At 61.2% G+C, this 15,765-nt stretch carries 16 protein-coding genes; 11 read left to right on the top strand and 5 right to left on the bottom strand.

Annotation, left to right across the window (positions count from 1 at the left end; genetic code table 11):
• Positions 1-107: 107 nt before the first annotated feature.
• Positions 108-527 carry a tautomerase family protein gene (locus RHE_RS18090; RefSeq protein ID WP_011426758.1) on the top strand — a complete coding sequence of 140 codons (420 nt, stop codon included), beginning with the start codon at positions 108-110 and terminating at the stop codon, positions 525-527.
• Positions 524-1,078 (top strand): DUF4865 family protein, encoded by a 555-nt coding sequence (locus tag RHE_RS18095; RefSeq protein ID WP_011426759.1) that lies wholly within the window; start codon positions 524-526, stop codon positions 1,076-1,078. Before RHE_RS18090 ends, RHE_RS18095 begins: the two co-directional genes overlap by 4 nt.
• 2 nt (positions 1,079-1,080) lie before the next feature.
• Here RHE_RS18095 and RHE_RS18100 read toward each other — a convergent pair whose 3' ends face one another.
• The 3 genes from RHE_RS18100 to RHE_RS18110 all read right to left on the bottom strand — a co-directional run bounded on the left by RHE_RS18100 (position 1,081) and on the right by RHE_RS18110 (position 3,765).
• Entirely contained in the window at positions 1,081-1,713 is a 633-nt protein-coding gene (locus RHE_RS18100; protein ID WP_011426760.1) for a LysE family translocator, read from the bottom strand.
• Between the two features lie 127 nt (positions 1,714-1,840).
• On the bottom strand, positions 1,841-3,280 hold the full coding sequence (gene pyk / locus RHE_RS18105) for a pyruvate kinase (protein ID WP_020922241.1): 1,440 nt from the start codon (positions 3,278-3,280) through the stop codon (positions 1,841-1,843).
• Positions 3,280-3,765: a DUF1036 domain-containing protein gene (locus RHE_RS18110; protein WP_011426762.1), complete on the bottom strand. Its 486-nt coding sequence runs from the start codon at positions 3,763-3,765 to the stop codon at positions 3,280-3,282. The genes pyk and RHE_RS18110 overlap by 1 nt, the downstream gene beginning before the upstream one ends.
• A gap of 198 nt (positions 3,766-3,963) precedes the next feature.
• Here RHE_RS18110 and RHE_RS18115 point away from each other — a divergent pair, with 198 nt between their 5' ends.
• The 3 genes from RHE_RS18115 (at position 3,964) to RHE_RS18125 (ending at position 5,439) form a co-directional block, all read left to right on the top strand.
• Complete coding sequence (locus tag RHE_RS18115; protein ID WP_011426763.1) at positions 3,964-4,752, top strand: N-formylglutamate amidohydrolase; 789 nt, start codon at positions 3,964-3,966, stop codon at positions 4,750-4,752.
• Positions 4,753-4,778: 26 nt separating this feature from the next.
• Complete coding sequence (locus RHE_RS18120) at positions 4,779-5,084, top strand: DUF1244 domain-containing protein (protein ID WP_011426764.1); 306 nt, start codon at positions 4,779-4,781, stop codon at positions 5,082-5,084.
• A 91-nt stretch (positions 5,085-5,175) separates the two neighbouring features.
• On the top strand, positions 5,176-5,439 hold the full coding sequence (locus RHE_RS18125) for a DUF2312 domain-containing protein (RefSeq protein WP_008533181.1): 264 nt from the start codon (positions 5,176-5,178) through the stop codon (positions 5,437-5,439).
• Between the two features lie 154 nt (positions 5,440-5,593).
• Here the strand turns inward: RHE_RS18125 and RHE_RS18130 are convergent, their stop codons facing one another.
• Both RHE_RS18130 and RHE_RS18135 read right to left on the bottom strand, forming a co-directional pair.
• Positions 5,594-7,435, bottom strand: coding sequence for a DUF882 domain-containing protein (locus RHE_RS18130; RefSeq protein ID WP_011426765.1), 1,842 nt, complete (start codon positions 7,433-7,435; stop codon positions 5,594-5,596).
• 179 nt (positions 7,436-7,614) lie between these two features.
• The gene (locus RHE_RS18135) at positions 7,615-9,156 is read right to left on the bottom strand and encodes a sigma-54-dependent transcriptional regulator (RefSeq protein WP_011426766.1); all 1,542 of its coding nucleotides are present in this window, start codon (positions 9,154-9,156) and stop codon (positions 7,615-7,617) included.
• A gap of 207 nt (positions 9,157-9,363) precedes the next feature.
• On the opposite strand from RHE_RS18135, the gene RHE_RS18140 reads away from it, so the two are divergent.
• The 6 genes from RHE_RS18140 (at position 9,364) to omp10 (ending at position 15,664) form a co-directional block, all read left to right on the top strand.
• Entirely contained in the window at positions 9,364-11,220 is a 1,857-nt protein-coding gene (locus RHE_RS18140) for a M3 family oligoendopeptidase (RefSeq protein ID WP_020922245.1), read from the top strand.
• Positions 11,221-11,487: 267 nt separating this feature from the next.
• Positions 11,488-12,594: an aminodeoxychorismate synthase component I gene (locus tag RHE_RS18145; RefSeq protein ID WP_244425797.1), complete on the top strand. Its 1,107-nt coding sequence runs from the start codon at positions 11,488-11,490 to the stop codon at positions 12,592-12,594.
• On the top strand, positions 12,591-13,220 hold the full coding sequence (locus RHE_RS18150) for an aminotransferase class IV family protein (protein WP_042119333.1): 630 nt from the start codon (positions 12,591-12,593) through the stop codon (positions 13,218-13,220). Before RHE_RS18145 ends, RHE_RS18150 begins: the two co-directional genes overlap by 4 nt.
• A gap of 2 nt (positions 13,221-13,222) precedes the next feature.
• Complete coding sequence (locus RHE_RS18155) at positions 13,223-13,507, top strand: YciI family protein (protein ID WP_011426770.1); 285 nt, start codon at positions 13,223-13,225, stop codon at positions 13,505-13,507.
• A 166-nt stretch (positions 13,508-13,673) separates the two neighbouring features.
• Positions 13,674-15,125: a homospermidine synthase gene (locus RHE_RS18160; RefSeq protein WP_011426771.1), complete on the top strand. Its 1,452-nt coding sequence runs from the start codon at positions 13,674-13,676 to the stop codon at positions 15,123-15,125.
• 170 nt (positions 15,126-15,295) lie between these two features.
• Positions 15,296-15,664, top strand: coding sequence for an outer membrane lipoprotein Omp10 (gene omp10 / locus RHE_RS18165; protein ID WP_011426772.1), 369 nt, complete (start codon positions 15,296-15,298; stop codon positions 15,662-15,664).
• Positions 15,665-15,765: the final 101 nt, after the last annotated feature.

Here is a 15,765-nt window from a genome sequence, read left to right on the forward strand (position 1 = left end):
CAATTTTTGGGACAGTTGATCCATAAAATTCCGCTTTTCAGCATCATCGTGTGCTGCGATGATGCCGTTGTCAAGGCCGCCGGACGGTCCGAACCATGGAGATCCCAATGCCCTTCGTTCGCATCTCTCTTCGCAAAGGCAAGTCACAGGAATATCTCGCAGCGCTTGCCGACAACGTTCAGCGCGCACTGGTCGAGACCTTCGACGTGCCGGAGAACGACCGCTTCCAGGCCATCCATCAGCATGATGAGAATGAGCTGATCTTCGACCGCAGCTATCTCGGCGGTCCGCGCTCGGACGATTTCGTCTATATTTCGGTCACGATAGGCCGGCCGCGAACTGCGGAGATGAAGGCAGCGCTGTATTGGCGGCTTGCCGAACTGCTGGCCCAATCGCCGGGCCTGCGGCCAGAAGACGTGATGATCGTCGTCAGCACCAGCGCGCCTGAGGACTGGTCCTTCGGCGCCGGCATCGCCCAGATGACCGATCCCGACTGGCGACTGCGTGCAGTGGAGAAACGGCCATGATCGCTATGCAATACGGCTTCACCCTACCCGCCGATTACGACATGTCGATCATCGAGCGCCGCATCTGCGAAAAAGGGTCACTGCTCGACGGCTTTCCCAACCTCGACTTCAAGGCCTATCTCAGCGCCCGCAAGAACGAGTTTGGCAGCCGCGACAATCTTTATGCGCCCTTCTATCTCTGGCAGAAACCGGAAGGCGCGAGCGACTTCCTCTGCGGCCCAGGCTTCGAGGCGCTCGCCGGCGCCTTCGGCTGGCCTGAGGTGAGCACCTGGATTGTGTGGCAGGCGGAAGTCTCGCCCGACATTGCGGCGTCCCGGTTTGCCACGCGCGACATCCTTCAGACGCAAGCCTATGCGTCGCTTGCCGACCTTCGCCGGGCCGAAAGCGCTGAAACCGAAGCCGATCTGGCAAGAGGTGCGCTCGCCTCCGTCTCCGGTTTCGAACCGACGACATGGACGCGCGTCCGCTTCAGGCTATGGAAAGATCTGCCTGAGATCGGCACACACACGCAGGCCTATCGAGTCGGCCACCTATCCCTGCCTCGGCCCTGAAATCAGGCCGTTGCCCGGCGGTAGAAGGCAAGCGACCCGGCAAGGGCGAGCAGCGCACCGCCGCAGGCCCGTTCCAGCCACAAGGCGCCTGACGTTTTCAGGAAACGGACCGCCTGCGAGCCGAAGAAAGCATAACTGAACATGATGATTAAATCGATCACAGCGAAGACAAGCGCGAGCAGCATATACTGCGCCGTCTGCGGCTGGGCGGGATCAATGAACTGCGGCAGAAAGGCGGAGAAGAAGAGGTAGCCCTTCGGGTTCGTTGCCGCGACCATGAAACTCTTCAGCCCGATCGAAAAGGACGATCTCATGGCCGCCTCATCGGATTTCAGTGCCGCATCGATCGTGCCCTTCGAGCGCAAGAGCATGATGCCGAGAAAGGTGAGATAGGCAGCACCTGCCCATTTCAGCATCGAGAACCAGAATTCCGATGCCGCAAGCAGCGCGCCCAACCCGACAGCCACAGCGCCGATCAGGAGAAAATCCGAAAGAACCGCGCCGACCATGCCGGCGGTCGCGCGGCGCAGCCCATGCCGAGAACCATTTGTCAACGCCAGCAGCACCGTCGGCCCCGGCGTCGCGATACCGACGAAGGAAACGGCCGCAAAGGCCAAAAGTGTGACGACATCCATGGTGATCCCTCCAAATCCGGGGATCGAGACTTGCATGCGCCGCAACCCTTGGCAATGCCTCGTCACATGAACGAAAAAAGCCCGCCGCCTTTCTCAGGCAGCGGGCTTCATCACGGATGCGATCGGATCAGATGCCGCTCTGGCCGTCCGAACCGATATAGGCGATGCGAAGCATGTTGGTGGCGCCGGGCGTGCCGAGCGGCACGCCGGCCGAGATGATGATGCGATCGCCCGGCTTGCCGAACCCTTCGTCGGCGACGATGCGGCAAGCGCGGTTGACCATGTCGTCGAGATCGGTCGCATCATGGGTGACGACGCAATGCAGCCCCCAGACGACGGCAAGCCGGCGTGCCGTCTTGATGATCGGCGACAATGCCAGGATCGGCACCTGCGGGCGCTCGCGCGAGGCGCGAAGACCCGTCGTGCCGGAAGAGGTGTAGCAGACGATCGCCGACAGCTTCAGCGTCTCGGCAATCTGACGGGCGGCAAGCGAGATCGCATCGGCGCCGGTCGCTTCCGGCTGGGCGCGCTGGGCATAGATGATGCCTGGATAATGCGGCTCGCGCTCGATGGCGCCGGCAATCGACGCCATGGTCGAGACGGCCTCGACGGGATAGTCGCCCGAGGCCGATTCGGCCGAGAGCATGACGGCATCGGCCCCTTCGAAGACTGCGGTCGCGACGTCGGAAACTTCGGCGCGTGTCGGAACCGGCGCGGAGATCATCGATTCCAGCATCTGTGTGGCGACGACAACCGGCTTGCCCGAACGGCGGCAGGCGCGGATCAGCTGCTTCTGGATACCGGGAACCGATTCGAGCGGCATTTCGACGCCGAGATCGCCGCGGGCGACCATCAAGGCGTCGGAAAGCTCGATGATCTCCTCGATACGCTCGAGAGCCTGCGGTTTCTCGATCTTGGACATCAGGCCCACGCGGCCGCGGGCGATCTTGCGCACTTCGGCAAGGTCGTCTGGACGCTGGACGAAGGAAAGCGCCACCCAGTCGACATCGTCGGTGGCGAGCACGGCGTCGAGATCGGACCGGTCCTTGTCGGTCAGCGCACCGACGCCAAGCAGCGTGTCGGGAAGGCTCACCCCCTTGCGGTCGGAGATGCGCGTGCCGGAAATAACTGTCGTGACGATGCTCTTGCCGTCGCATTTTTCTGCGCGAAGGGCGAGCTTGCCGTCGTCGATCAACAGGCGGTGGCCGGGCTGCACCGACTCCAGGATCTCCGGATGCGGCAGATAGACGCGGTTCTGGTCGCCGAGCGCTTCATTGTTGTCGAGCGTGAAGGTCTGGCCCGGTTTCAGGTCAACCTTGCTGTCGACGAACTTGCCGACGCGCAGTTTCGGTCCCTGCAGGTCGGCGAGGATGCCGATCGGCCGGCCTGAGCGCGCCTCGACCGAGCGGATGCGCTGGATGAGCGTTCGCATCAGGTCGTGGCTCGCATGGCTCATATTGATGCGGAAGACATCGGCACCAGCCTGGTGCAGCTTCTCGATCATCGATTCCTCGGCGGAGGCGGGCCCGAGGGTGGCGAGGATTTTAATTTTGCGATTGCGCTTCATCAATTCTGACTTTCTTGCGTCCCTGGGGTGTCGGAGAGTTGAACCATCCAGCTGCCCTGGCGGCCCGTGTCATATTCCTTGAATCCCATCTTCTGGTAACCCCGCGCATAACAATCCTGCACGCCCGAGATCTTGAATTCGTTTTCCGCCACGCACATCTGCACGTCCCCCGTCCACCGTCCTCCCCTGGCGGCGTCCTCTGCGTAGAGGTAATAATAGCGCGACTGCAATTCTCCCTCGATCAGCGTGGCGCAGGTCGTTGCCGGCACCTGCCACCAGCCCTCCGTGATCCAGCCGTCCTTGGCCCTGTATCCGATCGCTACCCCAACCAGATTTTGCGTTCCGTTGCAGACGCGAAAATCGGCGCGTGCGGCATCTGCGATGAAGAACGGCATGGCGGCTGCAAGAGCAAACAGGGCGAGTCGGACCAGCGGTCCGGACCGCGTGAGGAAACTTGGCGCGGCTTGAATCAACACGGCTCCCAAATAGCTCCACGGTTATTCATATCCGTGCCTTCTTGCGCCGCCGCCATCCGAAAGTCAACGCAATGCTAATCGATTATATTTCCTTTCATAACTGCCCGCGGAGGTTCATATCCGCTCTCGTCGCGTGTCGCGCTTGAATCGCTCGCGGGCTCATGCAATCACTGGGCGCGACTGCGCAATGGCCACGGCAATTCCTCCATGGACGATTTCCAATCCTTCGAAATTCTACCCGGAAAACATGACAAAGGCATGGTGATCCTCGCCGATCACGCGATGAACCGCCTTCCCGCCCGGTATGAAAGGCTCGGCCTGCCTGAGTCTGCCTTCTCCCGCCACATCGCCTACGACATCGGCATCGAGGGGCTGACGCGACAGCTTTCGGTGAGGCTCGGGGTGCCGGCAGTGCTCGGCAGTTTCTCGCGCCTGCTGATCGACCCGAACCGCGGGGAGGACGACCCGACGCTGATCATGAAGATCTCAGACGGCGCCGTCATATCCGGCAATCACCCGATCACGCCGCAGGAATGGAATTACCGGATCGAAGCCTTTCATCGCCCCTACCACAATGCCGTAGCAGGCACGATCGACACGGTGGCAAATAGCACCGGTAAGGCACCGCTGGTGCTGTCGCTGCACTCCTTCACGCCGGCGTGGAAGAGCATTCCCCGACCCTGGCACGCCGCGGTGCTCTGGGACAGCGACCGGCGTGCCGTCGGGCCGCTACTCGACATGCTGCGCACTGATCCCGACCTCGTCGTCGGCGATAACGAGCCCTATGACGGCGCTCTGAAGGGCGATACCATGTACCGCCATTGCATGGTGACAGGCATTCCGCATGCCCTCCTCGAAGTGCGTCAGGATTTGATCGCCGATGAAGCCGGCATATCGGCATGGGCCGAGCGCCTGGCGCCGATTTTCACAGCGATGAATGCCGACCCGGCCCTGCACGAATACGACGTCCATCCGTCGCGCACCGGCCCCTATTGAGGCCCACGGAATGAAAGGAGAGCGAGATGACCGCGCTCAGCAAGAAACAACAGACCGAATTCGAAGCCGCCGCCTTCCGGCGTCTGGTCGCGCATCTTCGTGACCGCAGTGACGTCCAGAACATCGATCTGATGAACCTGGCCGGCTTCTGCCGCAACTGCCTGTCGAACTGGTACCGCGAAGCCGCCGAGGCCGAAGGGGTTCCGGTCACCCGCGACGAATCGCGCGAGATGATCTACGGCATGCCCTATGAGGACTGGAAGAACCTCCACCAGAAGGAGGCCTCGCCTGTGCAAAAGGCGGCATTTGAGCTGAACAAGCCACACAAATAGTCCGCTTGGCCTTTAACAGGCTTGACCGTGACGCCGCTTCGCGGCAGTCACGTGCATCCCGAATTGATCACCGAAAAATCAGGAGAACACGATGTCTGATGCTCATGGCGTCGCCCGCGATCAGCTTCGCGCTTTCATCGAGCGCATTGAACGGCTGGAAGAAGAAAAGAAGACCATCGCCGACGACATCAAGGACGTCTATGGCGAAGCCAAGGGAATGGGCTTCGATACCAAGATTCTGAAGAAGGTCGTGGCCCTGCGCAAGAAGGACGAGCAGGAGCGCATGGAGGAGGAAGCAATCCTCGACACCTATCTGCATGCACTCGGCATGATCGAGGCGCCACCGGAAGGCTGATTCGCCGACATCGCTGCTTTCGAAAGCCGCCTCCTCCGGCGGCTTTTCTTTTGCGCCGGATCCAGCTGGCCACAATTGGCCAATCGCTCGGACAGTCAGAAGAAAAACCGCCGGATCACTCCGGCGGTTTTTCGGTCTGACGAGATCGGCAGGCTTAGTTCGTGTTGAACTTGCGCACTTCCATGAAATTGACGGCCGTTCCGCTGAAGCGGGCCGGATCGACCGAAGCTGTCTTAACGTTGAAGCCCTCGGCATAGACAGCGGTCGGTTGGGCGCGCATCGTCTGGCTGACGAAGCGCGGCGCTTTGACCTGCTTGGACGCCATTTCGAGACGGGCATTGGTCAGCGCCCACTGCGAGATCATCTTCTGCGTCAGCTTCGGCTCGGCACGCACCGTCGCACGGCTGGCATCGGCTGCGGCGGCTTCCTTCTGCGTCGGACGGCCGCCCTTGACCGGAAGGGGCTGCGGCGCGGGGCTCTCGGCAGCCGGGGCGTCGAAAGCGTCACCGAAGCTCGCCGATTTCGTCGCCGGCGCCAAAGCCGCAAGCTGCAATGACGGCCTTTCGGCGGGCGGCTTTTGCGGCATCGCGGCGGCGATTGCCTGCTCTACGCTCATTTGAGGCTCATGCGAGCCGACTTGGCTTTCCGTATCCTTGTTCTGCTGCTCAAGCGCGTCGGCGATGGCAGGAGACAGGCCGCCATCCTGATCGGCCTCGTCTGCCTCCGCTTCCGGATCGGCATCCGCCGCAGCAAGCAGATTTTCGGCAACGGCAGGGCGCTCGACCGGGGTGGGAACCGGCATTCCGTTCTGCATGTTCGGATCGACCGACGCGACCTCAGCGTCACCAGGCGCGCGGCGCTGACCGAGAAGCGAGGGAACGGGAATGCTGTAGGCGCTGAGATCGGCGAATTGCTGCGGCTGGGCCTGATCGGCCGGGAGCGCCGCGGCAAGGGCCTGCTGCGCGGCATTACCCGAAGACGGCGCCACCAACGCACTGGCCATTTCGCTGCCGGCCGGCTGGTTGCTGAAGGCCGGGCGAACCTGCGGCACCGGCGCATTCAAGGCTGCGACCTCGGTCTGCTGCGGCTCGGCAGGAGCAGGCTCCGCCTTCGGCGGCGTCGCCTTGGCGACAGCAACGGGAGCCGAATCATCGGAATCGTCTTCCTGTTCGTCTGCCCCGCCGCCAAACAGCGCTGCAAACAGCGTCTTGTGCTTCGGCGCCGATTCGGACGCGCTGGCGATCTCGATCTGCGTGCCGCTGACGCGGCGCTTGTAATCGGCCATCGCCTGCTGGTAGCCGGGCAGCGGCTTGCCGTCGGCCGGGATGTGAATGGTGTTGCCGTTCGGGAACAGCCGGACGAGCTCGTCGCGGCTCATGCGCGGCCAGGCGCGAACGCCGCCGACATCCATGTGCACGAAGGGCGAACCGGATTTCGGATAGAAACCGACGCCGCCGATCTGCATCTTCATGCCGATGGCCCGCAGCGTCGCAAGCTTGACGTCGGGAATGAAGAAGTCCATCGCCTTGCCGAGCATGTGCTGGCTCTTTTCGGCGACGCCGGAATTACGCGAGCGGCCGCGCAGCATCTCGTTGGTCGCCGGCGAACGGAAACCGCAGACAACGTTGATGTAATCCCGGGAACCACTCTGGCGATAGACTTCCCAGATCAGGTCGAACAGACGCGGATCCATCTTGGTCGGCTGGTTCTTGCGCCAGTCGCGCAGAAAGCGGTTCAGCTGCTCCAGACCCTTCGGGTCGAACTTGCCGTTACGCTTGTAGGTGATGACGGCTTTTTCGCCGGTATGGATGAAATAGAGTTTGAGACTGCGGGTTTCGCCCGCTGCTTGAGAAGGCGTACTGACGAATACCGGTGAGGAAACTGCAAGCGCAAGAAGGGCGGCCGCCGCCGTCCTTACTGCCTTTCCGCAGATGTCGGCGCACAAAGAACGCCAGCTCAAGCGCGAAGGCTTGGAATTCCCATTCAGATTCGGCAACTCGATCCCCGTCAGACAGACAATGTCCCGTACTGTCTCAGATGACTGTCAAATGCGGTCACACGATGGCAAAAATGCCACACATGATCAACCTTTTCTTTACATAGTGAACGAGCCACTAACAAGTGGTTTATGATCAGTAACAAATCGTGGTTGCCCGAGTCTTAATAAATAGGGCCCTAAGCCGCATCTTTCTGGGGATTATCGGGATCTATGCCGTAATCTTTGAGCTTGCGATAAAGTGTGGACCGGCCGATGCCAAGCTTGCGCGCCACTTGACTCATCTGCCCACGATAGAATTTGAGTGCGAATCGGATGAGCTCCTCCTCAACGTCGGCAAGCTTGCGCACGTCTCCGGAGGGATTGACGCTGGCGATAGCATTTTCGGAAGTCTCGGACAGGCGGTGATGATGGAACTCCGTCGGCGCCCGGTATTCTTCGCTATATGCCTCGTCCGGCTCGAGGCCGGTGTTGTCGGCCACGAGCGCCAGGTGATCCACCACCTCATATTCCGGAAGCTGGGCGGCGATCTGCGGGAAATCCGCCTCGGTCAGCTCCGGCCCCTCGGCCAGAACGACCGCACGGAAGATCGCGTTTTCCAGCTGGCGGATATTGCCGGGCCAATCATAGGCGGTCAGCAGTGCCAGCGCGCCTGAATTGACAGTCATGCGGCGTCCGTTCTTCTGCTCGCTGGAGAAACGGTCGGCAAAGACGCGCACGAGATGCGGAATGTCTTCCTTGCGCTTGCGCAGCGCCGGAATGGTGATCGGGAAGACATTGAGGCGGTAATAAAGGTCCTCGCGGAAATGACCGTTCTTGACCTCTTCGATCAGATCCTTGTTGGTTGCCGAGATCAGCCGGACGTTGACCTTATGCGCGGTGCGCGCGCCGACGGTCTCGATCTCGCCCTGTTGCACGGCGCGCAGCAGCTTCACCTGCACTTCGAGCGGCAGGTCGCCGATTTCGTCGAGGAAGATCGTGCCGCCGTCGGCCTCCATGAATTTGCCAATGTGGCGTTCAGTCGCGCCGGTGAAGGCGCCTTTTTCGTGGCCGAAGAGGATGCTTTCGACGAGGTTGTGCGGGATCGCGCCGCAATTCACGGTGACGAACGGCTTGTTGGAGCGCTCGCCGCCGGACTGGATGGCGCGCGCCACCAGCTCCTTGCCGACGCCGGATTCGCCTTCGAGCACGACCGGAATGTTCGATTGCGCTGCCCGTTGCGCGAGGTCGATGACGCGGATCATCGCCGGGCTGGCCGAAACGATGTCGTCGAACCCGACTGAGCCCGCGCGCGATCGGCGTCCGGCCCGCGCCTTCACCTCGCGCTGGTCGAGCTTCATGGCGTTGGAGATCGAGGTAGCGATCCGTTCGGGTGAGACCGGCTTGACGACGAAATCGAAGGCGCCGGCGCGCATCGCCTGCACGACGGTTTCGATGCCGCCCTGTCCCGTCTGCACGATGACCGGGATCTGGGTGCCGAATTCGTGAAGCGCGTCGAGGAATTCGAGACCGGTCATCTCGGGCATCATCAGGTCGAGCACGATGACGTTGAAAAGGCCGCTGTCGCGCTTGACCATTTCCAGGCCGATCCGGCCGTTTTCCGCCTGGTGCACGACATGGCCGTGACGCTCGATTGCGTTCTTGAGCAGGCGGCGCTGCACCGGGTCGTCTTCGACCACGAGGATTTGTCCTGCTCCCTTGAGCTCATTGTAACCGGTCATTGTCGCTCCACTTCATGCGAAACCATGAAGCGCACTCTGGCAGAAAGGCTTGAACATCCAGTTTTGAGAAATAATTGCATTTTAACGATTGCGAAGACCCGATTTCGTGCCGAAGCGAGGCCTTTTAAGCGCCGAAAGGCCCTTGATGCGGGGCCTTCTCGCGCTTATTCAAACAGACCTGTTATAAAGTGGAGAGGAATTGCGCCCATGAAAATCGAGCCCCTGCACGCCGGCTTTTTTTTCTCGCCAGCAGCGCCAGCCGGGGCGGCGGCCGATCCGGCGCTCGGCGACCTGCCGGTCTGGAAGCTGCAGGATCTTTATCCCTCCGCCACGTCGACCGCCTTTGTCGCCGACATGGAAAAGGCCGGCAAGGCCGCGATCGCTTTCGAAGAAAAGTGGAAGGGCAAACTCGCCGAAGCAGCAGTGATGACCGGCGCCGAAGGCATCGGCGCGGCGCTTAAGGAATATGAGGCGCTTGACGATATCATGGGCCGTCTCGGCTCCTTTGCCGGCCTCACTTATTTCTCCGACACCACCAATCCGGCAAACGGCAAGCTCTACGGCGATGTCCAGGCCAAGATCACCGAATTCTCCGGCCATCTCCTGTTCTTCGCACTCGAGCTGAACCGGATCGACGACGCCGTCATCGACGCTTGCATGGCCAAGGACCCCGATGCCGGCCATTATCGCCCCTGGCTGATCGACCTGCGCAAAGATAAGCCCTATCAGCTCGATGACAGGCTGGAGCAGCTCTTCCTTGAAAAGTCGATGACATCGGCCTCCGCCTTCAATCGCCTCTTCGACGAAACCATGGCTGAGCTTCGCTACGAGATCGATGGCGAGAAAGTGCCGCTTGAGGTGGCGCTGAACATGCTGCAGGAGAAGGATCCGGAAGTACGCCGCAAGGCGGCCATGGCGCTCGCCGAAACCTTCAAGGCGAACATCCGCATCTTCACGCTGATTACCAATACGCTTGCCAAGGACAAGGATATCTCCGACCGCTGGCGCGGCTTCGAGGATATCGCCGACTCCCGGCATCTGGCAAACCGCGTCGAGCGAGAGGTTGTCGACGCCTTGGCCGCCGCCGTCCGGGAAGCCTATCCCCGCCTTTCGCACCGCTATTATAAAATGAAGGCGAAATGGCTCGGCATGGAGCAGATGAATTTCTGGGACCGCAACGCGCCCCTTCCGGAAACGTCTAGCGCCGTGATCTCCTGGTCGGACGCGAAGGACACGGTGCTCTCGGCTTACGGCAATTTCGCCGCCGAGATGGCCGATATCGCCAGGCGCTTCTTCGACGAGCAATGGATCGATGCCCCGGTTCGCCCAGGCAAGGCGCCCGGCGCCTTCGCTCATCCGACGGTTCCCTCGGCTCACCCCTACGTGCTCGTCAATTATATGGGCAAGCCGCGCGACGTCATGACGCTTGCCCACGAACTCGGCCACGGCGTGCACCAGGTTCTTGCCGGCGCGCAGGGCGCGCTGATGTGCCAGACACCACTGACACTTGCCGAGACCGCTTCCGTCTTCGGCGAGATGCTGACCTTCCGCGCGCTCCTGGAAAAGACCACCGACAGGCGCGAGCGCAAGGCGATGCTTGCCCAGAAGGTCGAGGACATGATCAACACGGTCGTGCGCCAGATCGCCTTCTACGAATTCGAGCGCAAGCTGCACACCGCCCGCAAGGCAGGCGAACTCACCGCCGAGGACATCGGCGAACTTTGGCTCTCCGTCCAGTCGGAAAGCCTCGGGCCGGCGATCAATATTTCAGAGGGCTACGAGACCTATTGGGCCTATATCCCCCACTTCATCCATTCGCCCTTCTATGTCTACGCCTATGCCTTCGGCGATTGCCTGGTCAATTCGCTCTATGCCGTCTACCAGAAGACCGAGAAGGGCTTCCAGGAGAAGTATTTCGAACTGCTGAAGGCCGGCGGCACCAAGCATCACTCCGAACTCTTGAAGCCTTTCGGCCTCGACGCCACCGATCCGTCGTTCTGGAGCCAGGGCCTGTCGATGATCGAAGGGCTTATCGACGAGTTGGAGACTTTGGATAGGGCGTGAGAGAGCAAGTCCCTTCTCCCCTCGGGGAGAAGGTGTCGGCGGGCGGATGAGGGGGCCACACGGCAGAACCTCTCCTGCGCATATGCTCAGGACGTCGCTTCACTCCACCCCCTCATTCCCCTTCGGGCATCTTCTCCCCGAGTGGAGAAGAGAGAAAATATTTGACGCTCCCGATCGCATCCGAGCCATGGGGAGCAGAACAATCGAAAGCGTTGCGTGGCCGATCAACCCTATATTCTCTTCCGCGACGACGCGACCAGCCAAGTGATGCTTTTCGCCGAACCGGCCGAGATCATCATTGCGCGAACGCGCGCCGAATTCTTCGCCGGCCTTGTCAGAATGGAAGAGGCCAAGGCAGCAGGCAAATGGCTTGCCGGTTACATGGCCTACGAGGCCGGATATCTCTTCGAAGAAAAACTCGCCTCCTTTGCCGACGAAAACCGCGAAACACCGCTTCTCCTTTTCGGCGTTTTCGACACGCCGCAGCCGGATACGCATCCGCTTGCCCAGCCGAAACAGCGCCTCGAAAACGAGGAATTCCTCACGGCCCCGAAGGCCGCCTGGGATTTCCCTATATATAAAGAGCGTTTCGACCGGCTTCACGAGCATCTCAGACTCGGTGACGCCTACCAGGCGAACCTCACCATGCCGATCGAGGCCCGCTGGAACGGCGACCCGCGCGCTGCCTTCTGGTCGCTGATCGAGCGCCAGCCGGTCAAATACGGCGCGCTGGTCGAGCTCGGCGGCCCTGTCATCCTGTCGCGCTCGCCCGAATTGTTCTTCCGCACCGACGAGCAAGGCTGGATCGAGACGCATCCGATGAAAGGCACTGCCAAACGCGGCGCCACCGCCGCCGAGGATGCCGAAATCATCAAGACCATGCGCAACGATATCAAGACGCAGGCGGAAAACCGCATGATCGTCGATCTCCTGCGCAACGATATCTCCCGCATCACCGAGGTCGGCACGCTCGATGTCCCGAAGCTCTTCGACGTCGAGACCTATCCGACCGTCCACCAGATGGTCAGCCATGTGCAGGCAAGACTTCGACCCGACCTATCGATCCACGAGATCTTTGCCGCCCTCTTCCCCTGTGGGTCGATCACCGGCGCCCCGAAGATACGGGCGATGGAAATCCTCCACGCGCTCGAAGATACCGCACGCGACGCCTATTGCGGCGCAATCGGCATGATCTCGCCGACCGGCGCCATGCGTTTTTCCGTCGCCATCCGCACCGTGACGCTTTTCGGCGGCGGTAGGGCGGTCTTCAATGTCGGCGGCGGCATCGTTTTTGATTCCACAGCCGAGGCCGAATATGAGGAATGCCTGCTCAAGGCCCGCTTTGCCGTTGGCGATCAATGGATCGCTCGATGACCGATTTTTCGCTGATCGAGACGCTGCGCTGGCAGCCCGGCGAAGGCTTCATCCGTCTGCGCCTGCATCTCGCCCGGCTTTTCCGCTCCGCCCGTCGCCTCGGTTTTCCGCAACCGACCGATGCGCAAAGAAAGCTCGAAGCAGCCGTTGCCGGCGCTGGCGGCCCGCTGCGCGTCCGCCTGATCTTCGACCTGCAAGGCGAGATCGAGGTGACGAGCGCGCCCTTTTTCCCACTGGCGCCGGAGACCGTTTGGAAGGTCCGTATCGCCAAGACCCGCCTCCACTCCGCCGACAGGCTGCTGCGCGTCAAGACCACACGGCGCACCCTCTACGAGACCGCCCGCGCCGAATATGCTCAGGCTGAGGCCGACGAAGTCATCCTCCTGAATGAACGCGATGAAGTCTGCGAGGGCACCATCACCTCCATCTTTCTCGATGACGGAAGCGGCATTCTGCGCACTCCGCCGATCTCCTGCGGCCTTCTTGCGGGCGTGCTGCGCACCGAACTCCTCTGTGGGCGCAAGGCCCGCGTCGGTCGTCTGACAGTTGCCGATCTCGATGCCGGCACGATATATGTCGGCAACTCGCTGCGCGGGCTGATCCGCGCAAACCTCCTGAGGAGCTGATCATGTTCATTCTCTCCCTCACCTATCGCAAATCCAATGACGAGGCCGACAGGCACATGGAGCCGCATATGGCCTGGGTGAAGGAGGGCTATGCCAAGGGCTGGTTCCTCGCCTCCGGCCGCAAGGTGCCGCGCACCGGCGGCGCGATCATCGCCATCGGCGACCGCGCCAAAATCGAGGCCTATGTCGCCGCCGATCCCTTCACCATCCATGGCGTCGCCGAATACGACATCACCGAGCTTGCGGTGACGACGACGGTCGAAGGGCTGGAAATCCTGAAACGCTGATTTTCGGTCAGATGGTCTCGTCGCCCCGATATTTGGCCTTTCCCGGTCAACGCTCTTTATTGTGACGCCGTTTTGTGGTTAGAGCCGGTCACCTCGCAATTTCTGCGGCAATTTCAAAAGAATTCTTCAGGCTGATCGCCTTCGTCCCCTTCCACAGGAGAAAAGAATGACGGACAAGAACCACCCGGTATATGCCGAAATTACCGGTCCGATCGTGATGATCGGCTTTGGCTCCATCGGCCGCGGCACCCTGCCGCTGATCGAGCGCCACTTCAAATTCGACAAGAGCCGGATGGTCGTCATCGACCCGCGTGAAGAACCCTCCGACATGGAGATCCTGAAGAAACACGGCGTTCGCCACATCAAGGAATATGTCACCAAGGACAATTACAAGGAGCTGCTGAAGCCCCTGCTGACGAAAGGCGAAGGCCAGGGCTTCTGCGTCAACCTTTCGGTCGACACCTCCTCGCTCGACATCATCAAGCTCTGCCGCAAGCTCGACGTTCTCTATATCGATACGGTCGTCGAGCCCTGGCTTGGCTTCTATTTCGACAAGGGCATGAGCAATGCCGACCGCACCAACTATGCGCTGCGCGAGACGGTGCGCAAGGAAAAGGCGAAAAACCCCGGCGGCGCCACCGCCGTCTCCACCTGCGGCGCCAATCCGGGCATGGTCTCCTGGTTCGTCAAGCAGGCACTCGTCAACCTCGCCAATGATACCGGCGTTAAATTCGAGGAACCGGACCAGCACGATCGCGAAGGCTGGGCCAAGCTGATGAAGAAGGTCGGCGTCAAGGGTATCCACATCGCCGAGCGTGACACCCAGCGCACCAAGCATCCGAAGCCGCTCAACGTCTTCTGGAACACCTGGTCCGTCGAAGGCTTCATCTCCGAAGGCATGCAGCCGGCCGAACTCGGCTGGGGCACGCACGAGCAGTGGATGCCGAAGAATGCCAAGAAGCACAAGAAGGGCAACAAGGCGGCGATCTACCTGGAGCAGCCGGGCGCCAACACGCGCGTGCGCACCTGGTGCCCGACCCCCGGCCCGCAATACGGCTTCCTCGTCACCCACAACGAGTCGATCTCGATCGCCGATTACTTCACGGTCCGCGACAAGGACGGCGAAGTCACCTTCCGTCCGACCTGCCACTATGCCTACCATCCGGCCAACGACGCCGTGCTCTCGCTGCATGAGATGTTCGGCAACGGCGGCACGCCGCAGCCGGTCCATCACGTTCTCGACGAGGACGAGCTCGAGGACGGCATCGACGAACTCGGCGTCCTGCTCTACGGTCACGAGAAGAATGCCTACTGGTATGGCTCGCGCCTGTCGCTGGAAGAAACCCGCCGCATCGCGCCCTACCAGAACGCCACCGGCCTGCAGGTGACCTCCGCCGTTCTCGCTGGCATGGTCTGGGCGCTGGAAAACCCCAAGGCCGGCATCGTCGAAGCCGACGAGATCGATTACAAGCGCTGCCTCGACGTGCAGATGCCCTATCTCGGCCCGGTCGAAGGCCACTATACCGACTGGACGCCACTCGACGGCCGTCCCGGTCTGTTTCCTGAGGATATCGACACCAAGGATCCCTGGCAGTTCAGGAACATCCTCGTTCGCTGACATTGTCAGTGCAACTTTGAAGATGCCCGCCGCGAGGCGGGCATTTTTGTAACGCTGGCTGTATAAATGCCGTCCCCACTGCTCCAAGCCTTGCCATCATGGCAGACGCACGCCATGTTTTGCCCGAACTTGGCGGGTGACCGCCACGCCGATTCGCCGGGAGAAGCCTTATGAAAATCAGAACTGGTCTCGTTCTTGTCGGTGCAGCGGCCGCTCTTGCCTCCTGCGTTTCGCCGGAGCCACGGCCATTGCCGGTTGCAGCCACGCCCTTCGCCAACGGCGTTGAAGGCAGCTGGAGCGATCCGAACGGCATCGTCTCCACGTTCCAGGGCGGTACCTTCACCACCCGCACGACCGATAGCAACCAGCTTCTTGCTTCCGGCACCTATATCAATACCTCGCCGACACTGGTCGAGATCAACATGACCTCGCTGGTGCGCAAGACACAGTCCAAGGTTAATTGCGCCCTCGTCAATCCTACCCAGCTCAACTGCACTTCGGATTCCGGTGCACAATTCACACTTTCCCGCCGCGGCTGAAAAGAGCGGATGCGCTGACGGTCTTGTGCTGGTTACCGTGCGAGTCTCTTTCTGGTAACCTTGTCCTGCTGATGCTGGTCTCACCTCGAAGGGGATGACGC

The organism is Rhizobium etli CFN 42, from assembly GCF_000092045.1.
Classification (GTDB): Bacteria; Pseudomonadota; Alphaproteobacteria; order Rhizobiales; family Rhizobiaceae; genus Rhizobium; species Rhizobium etli.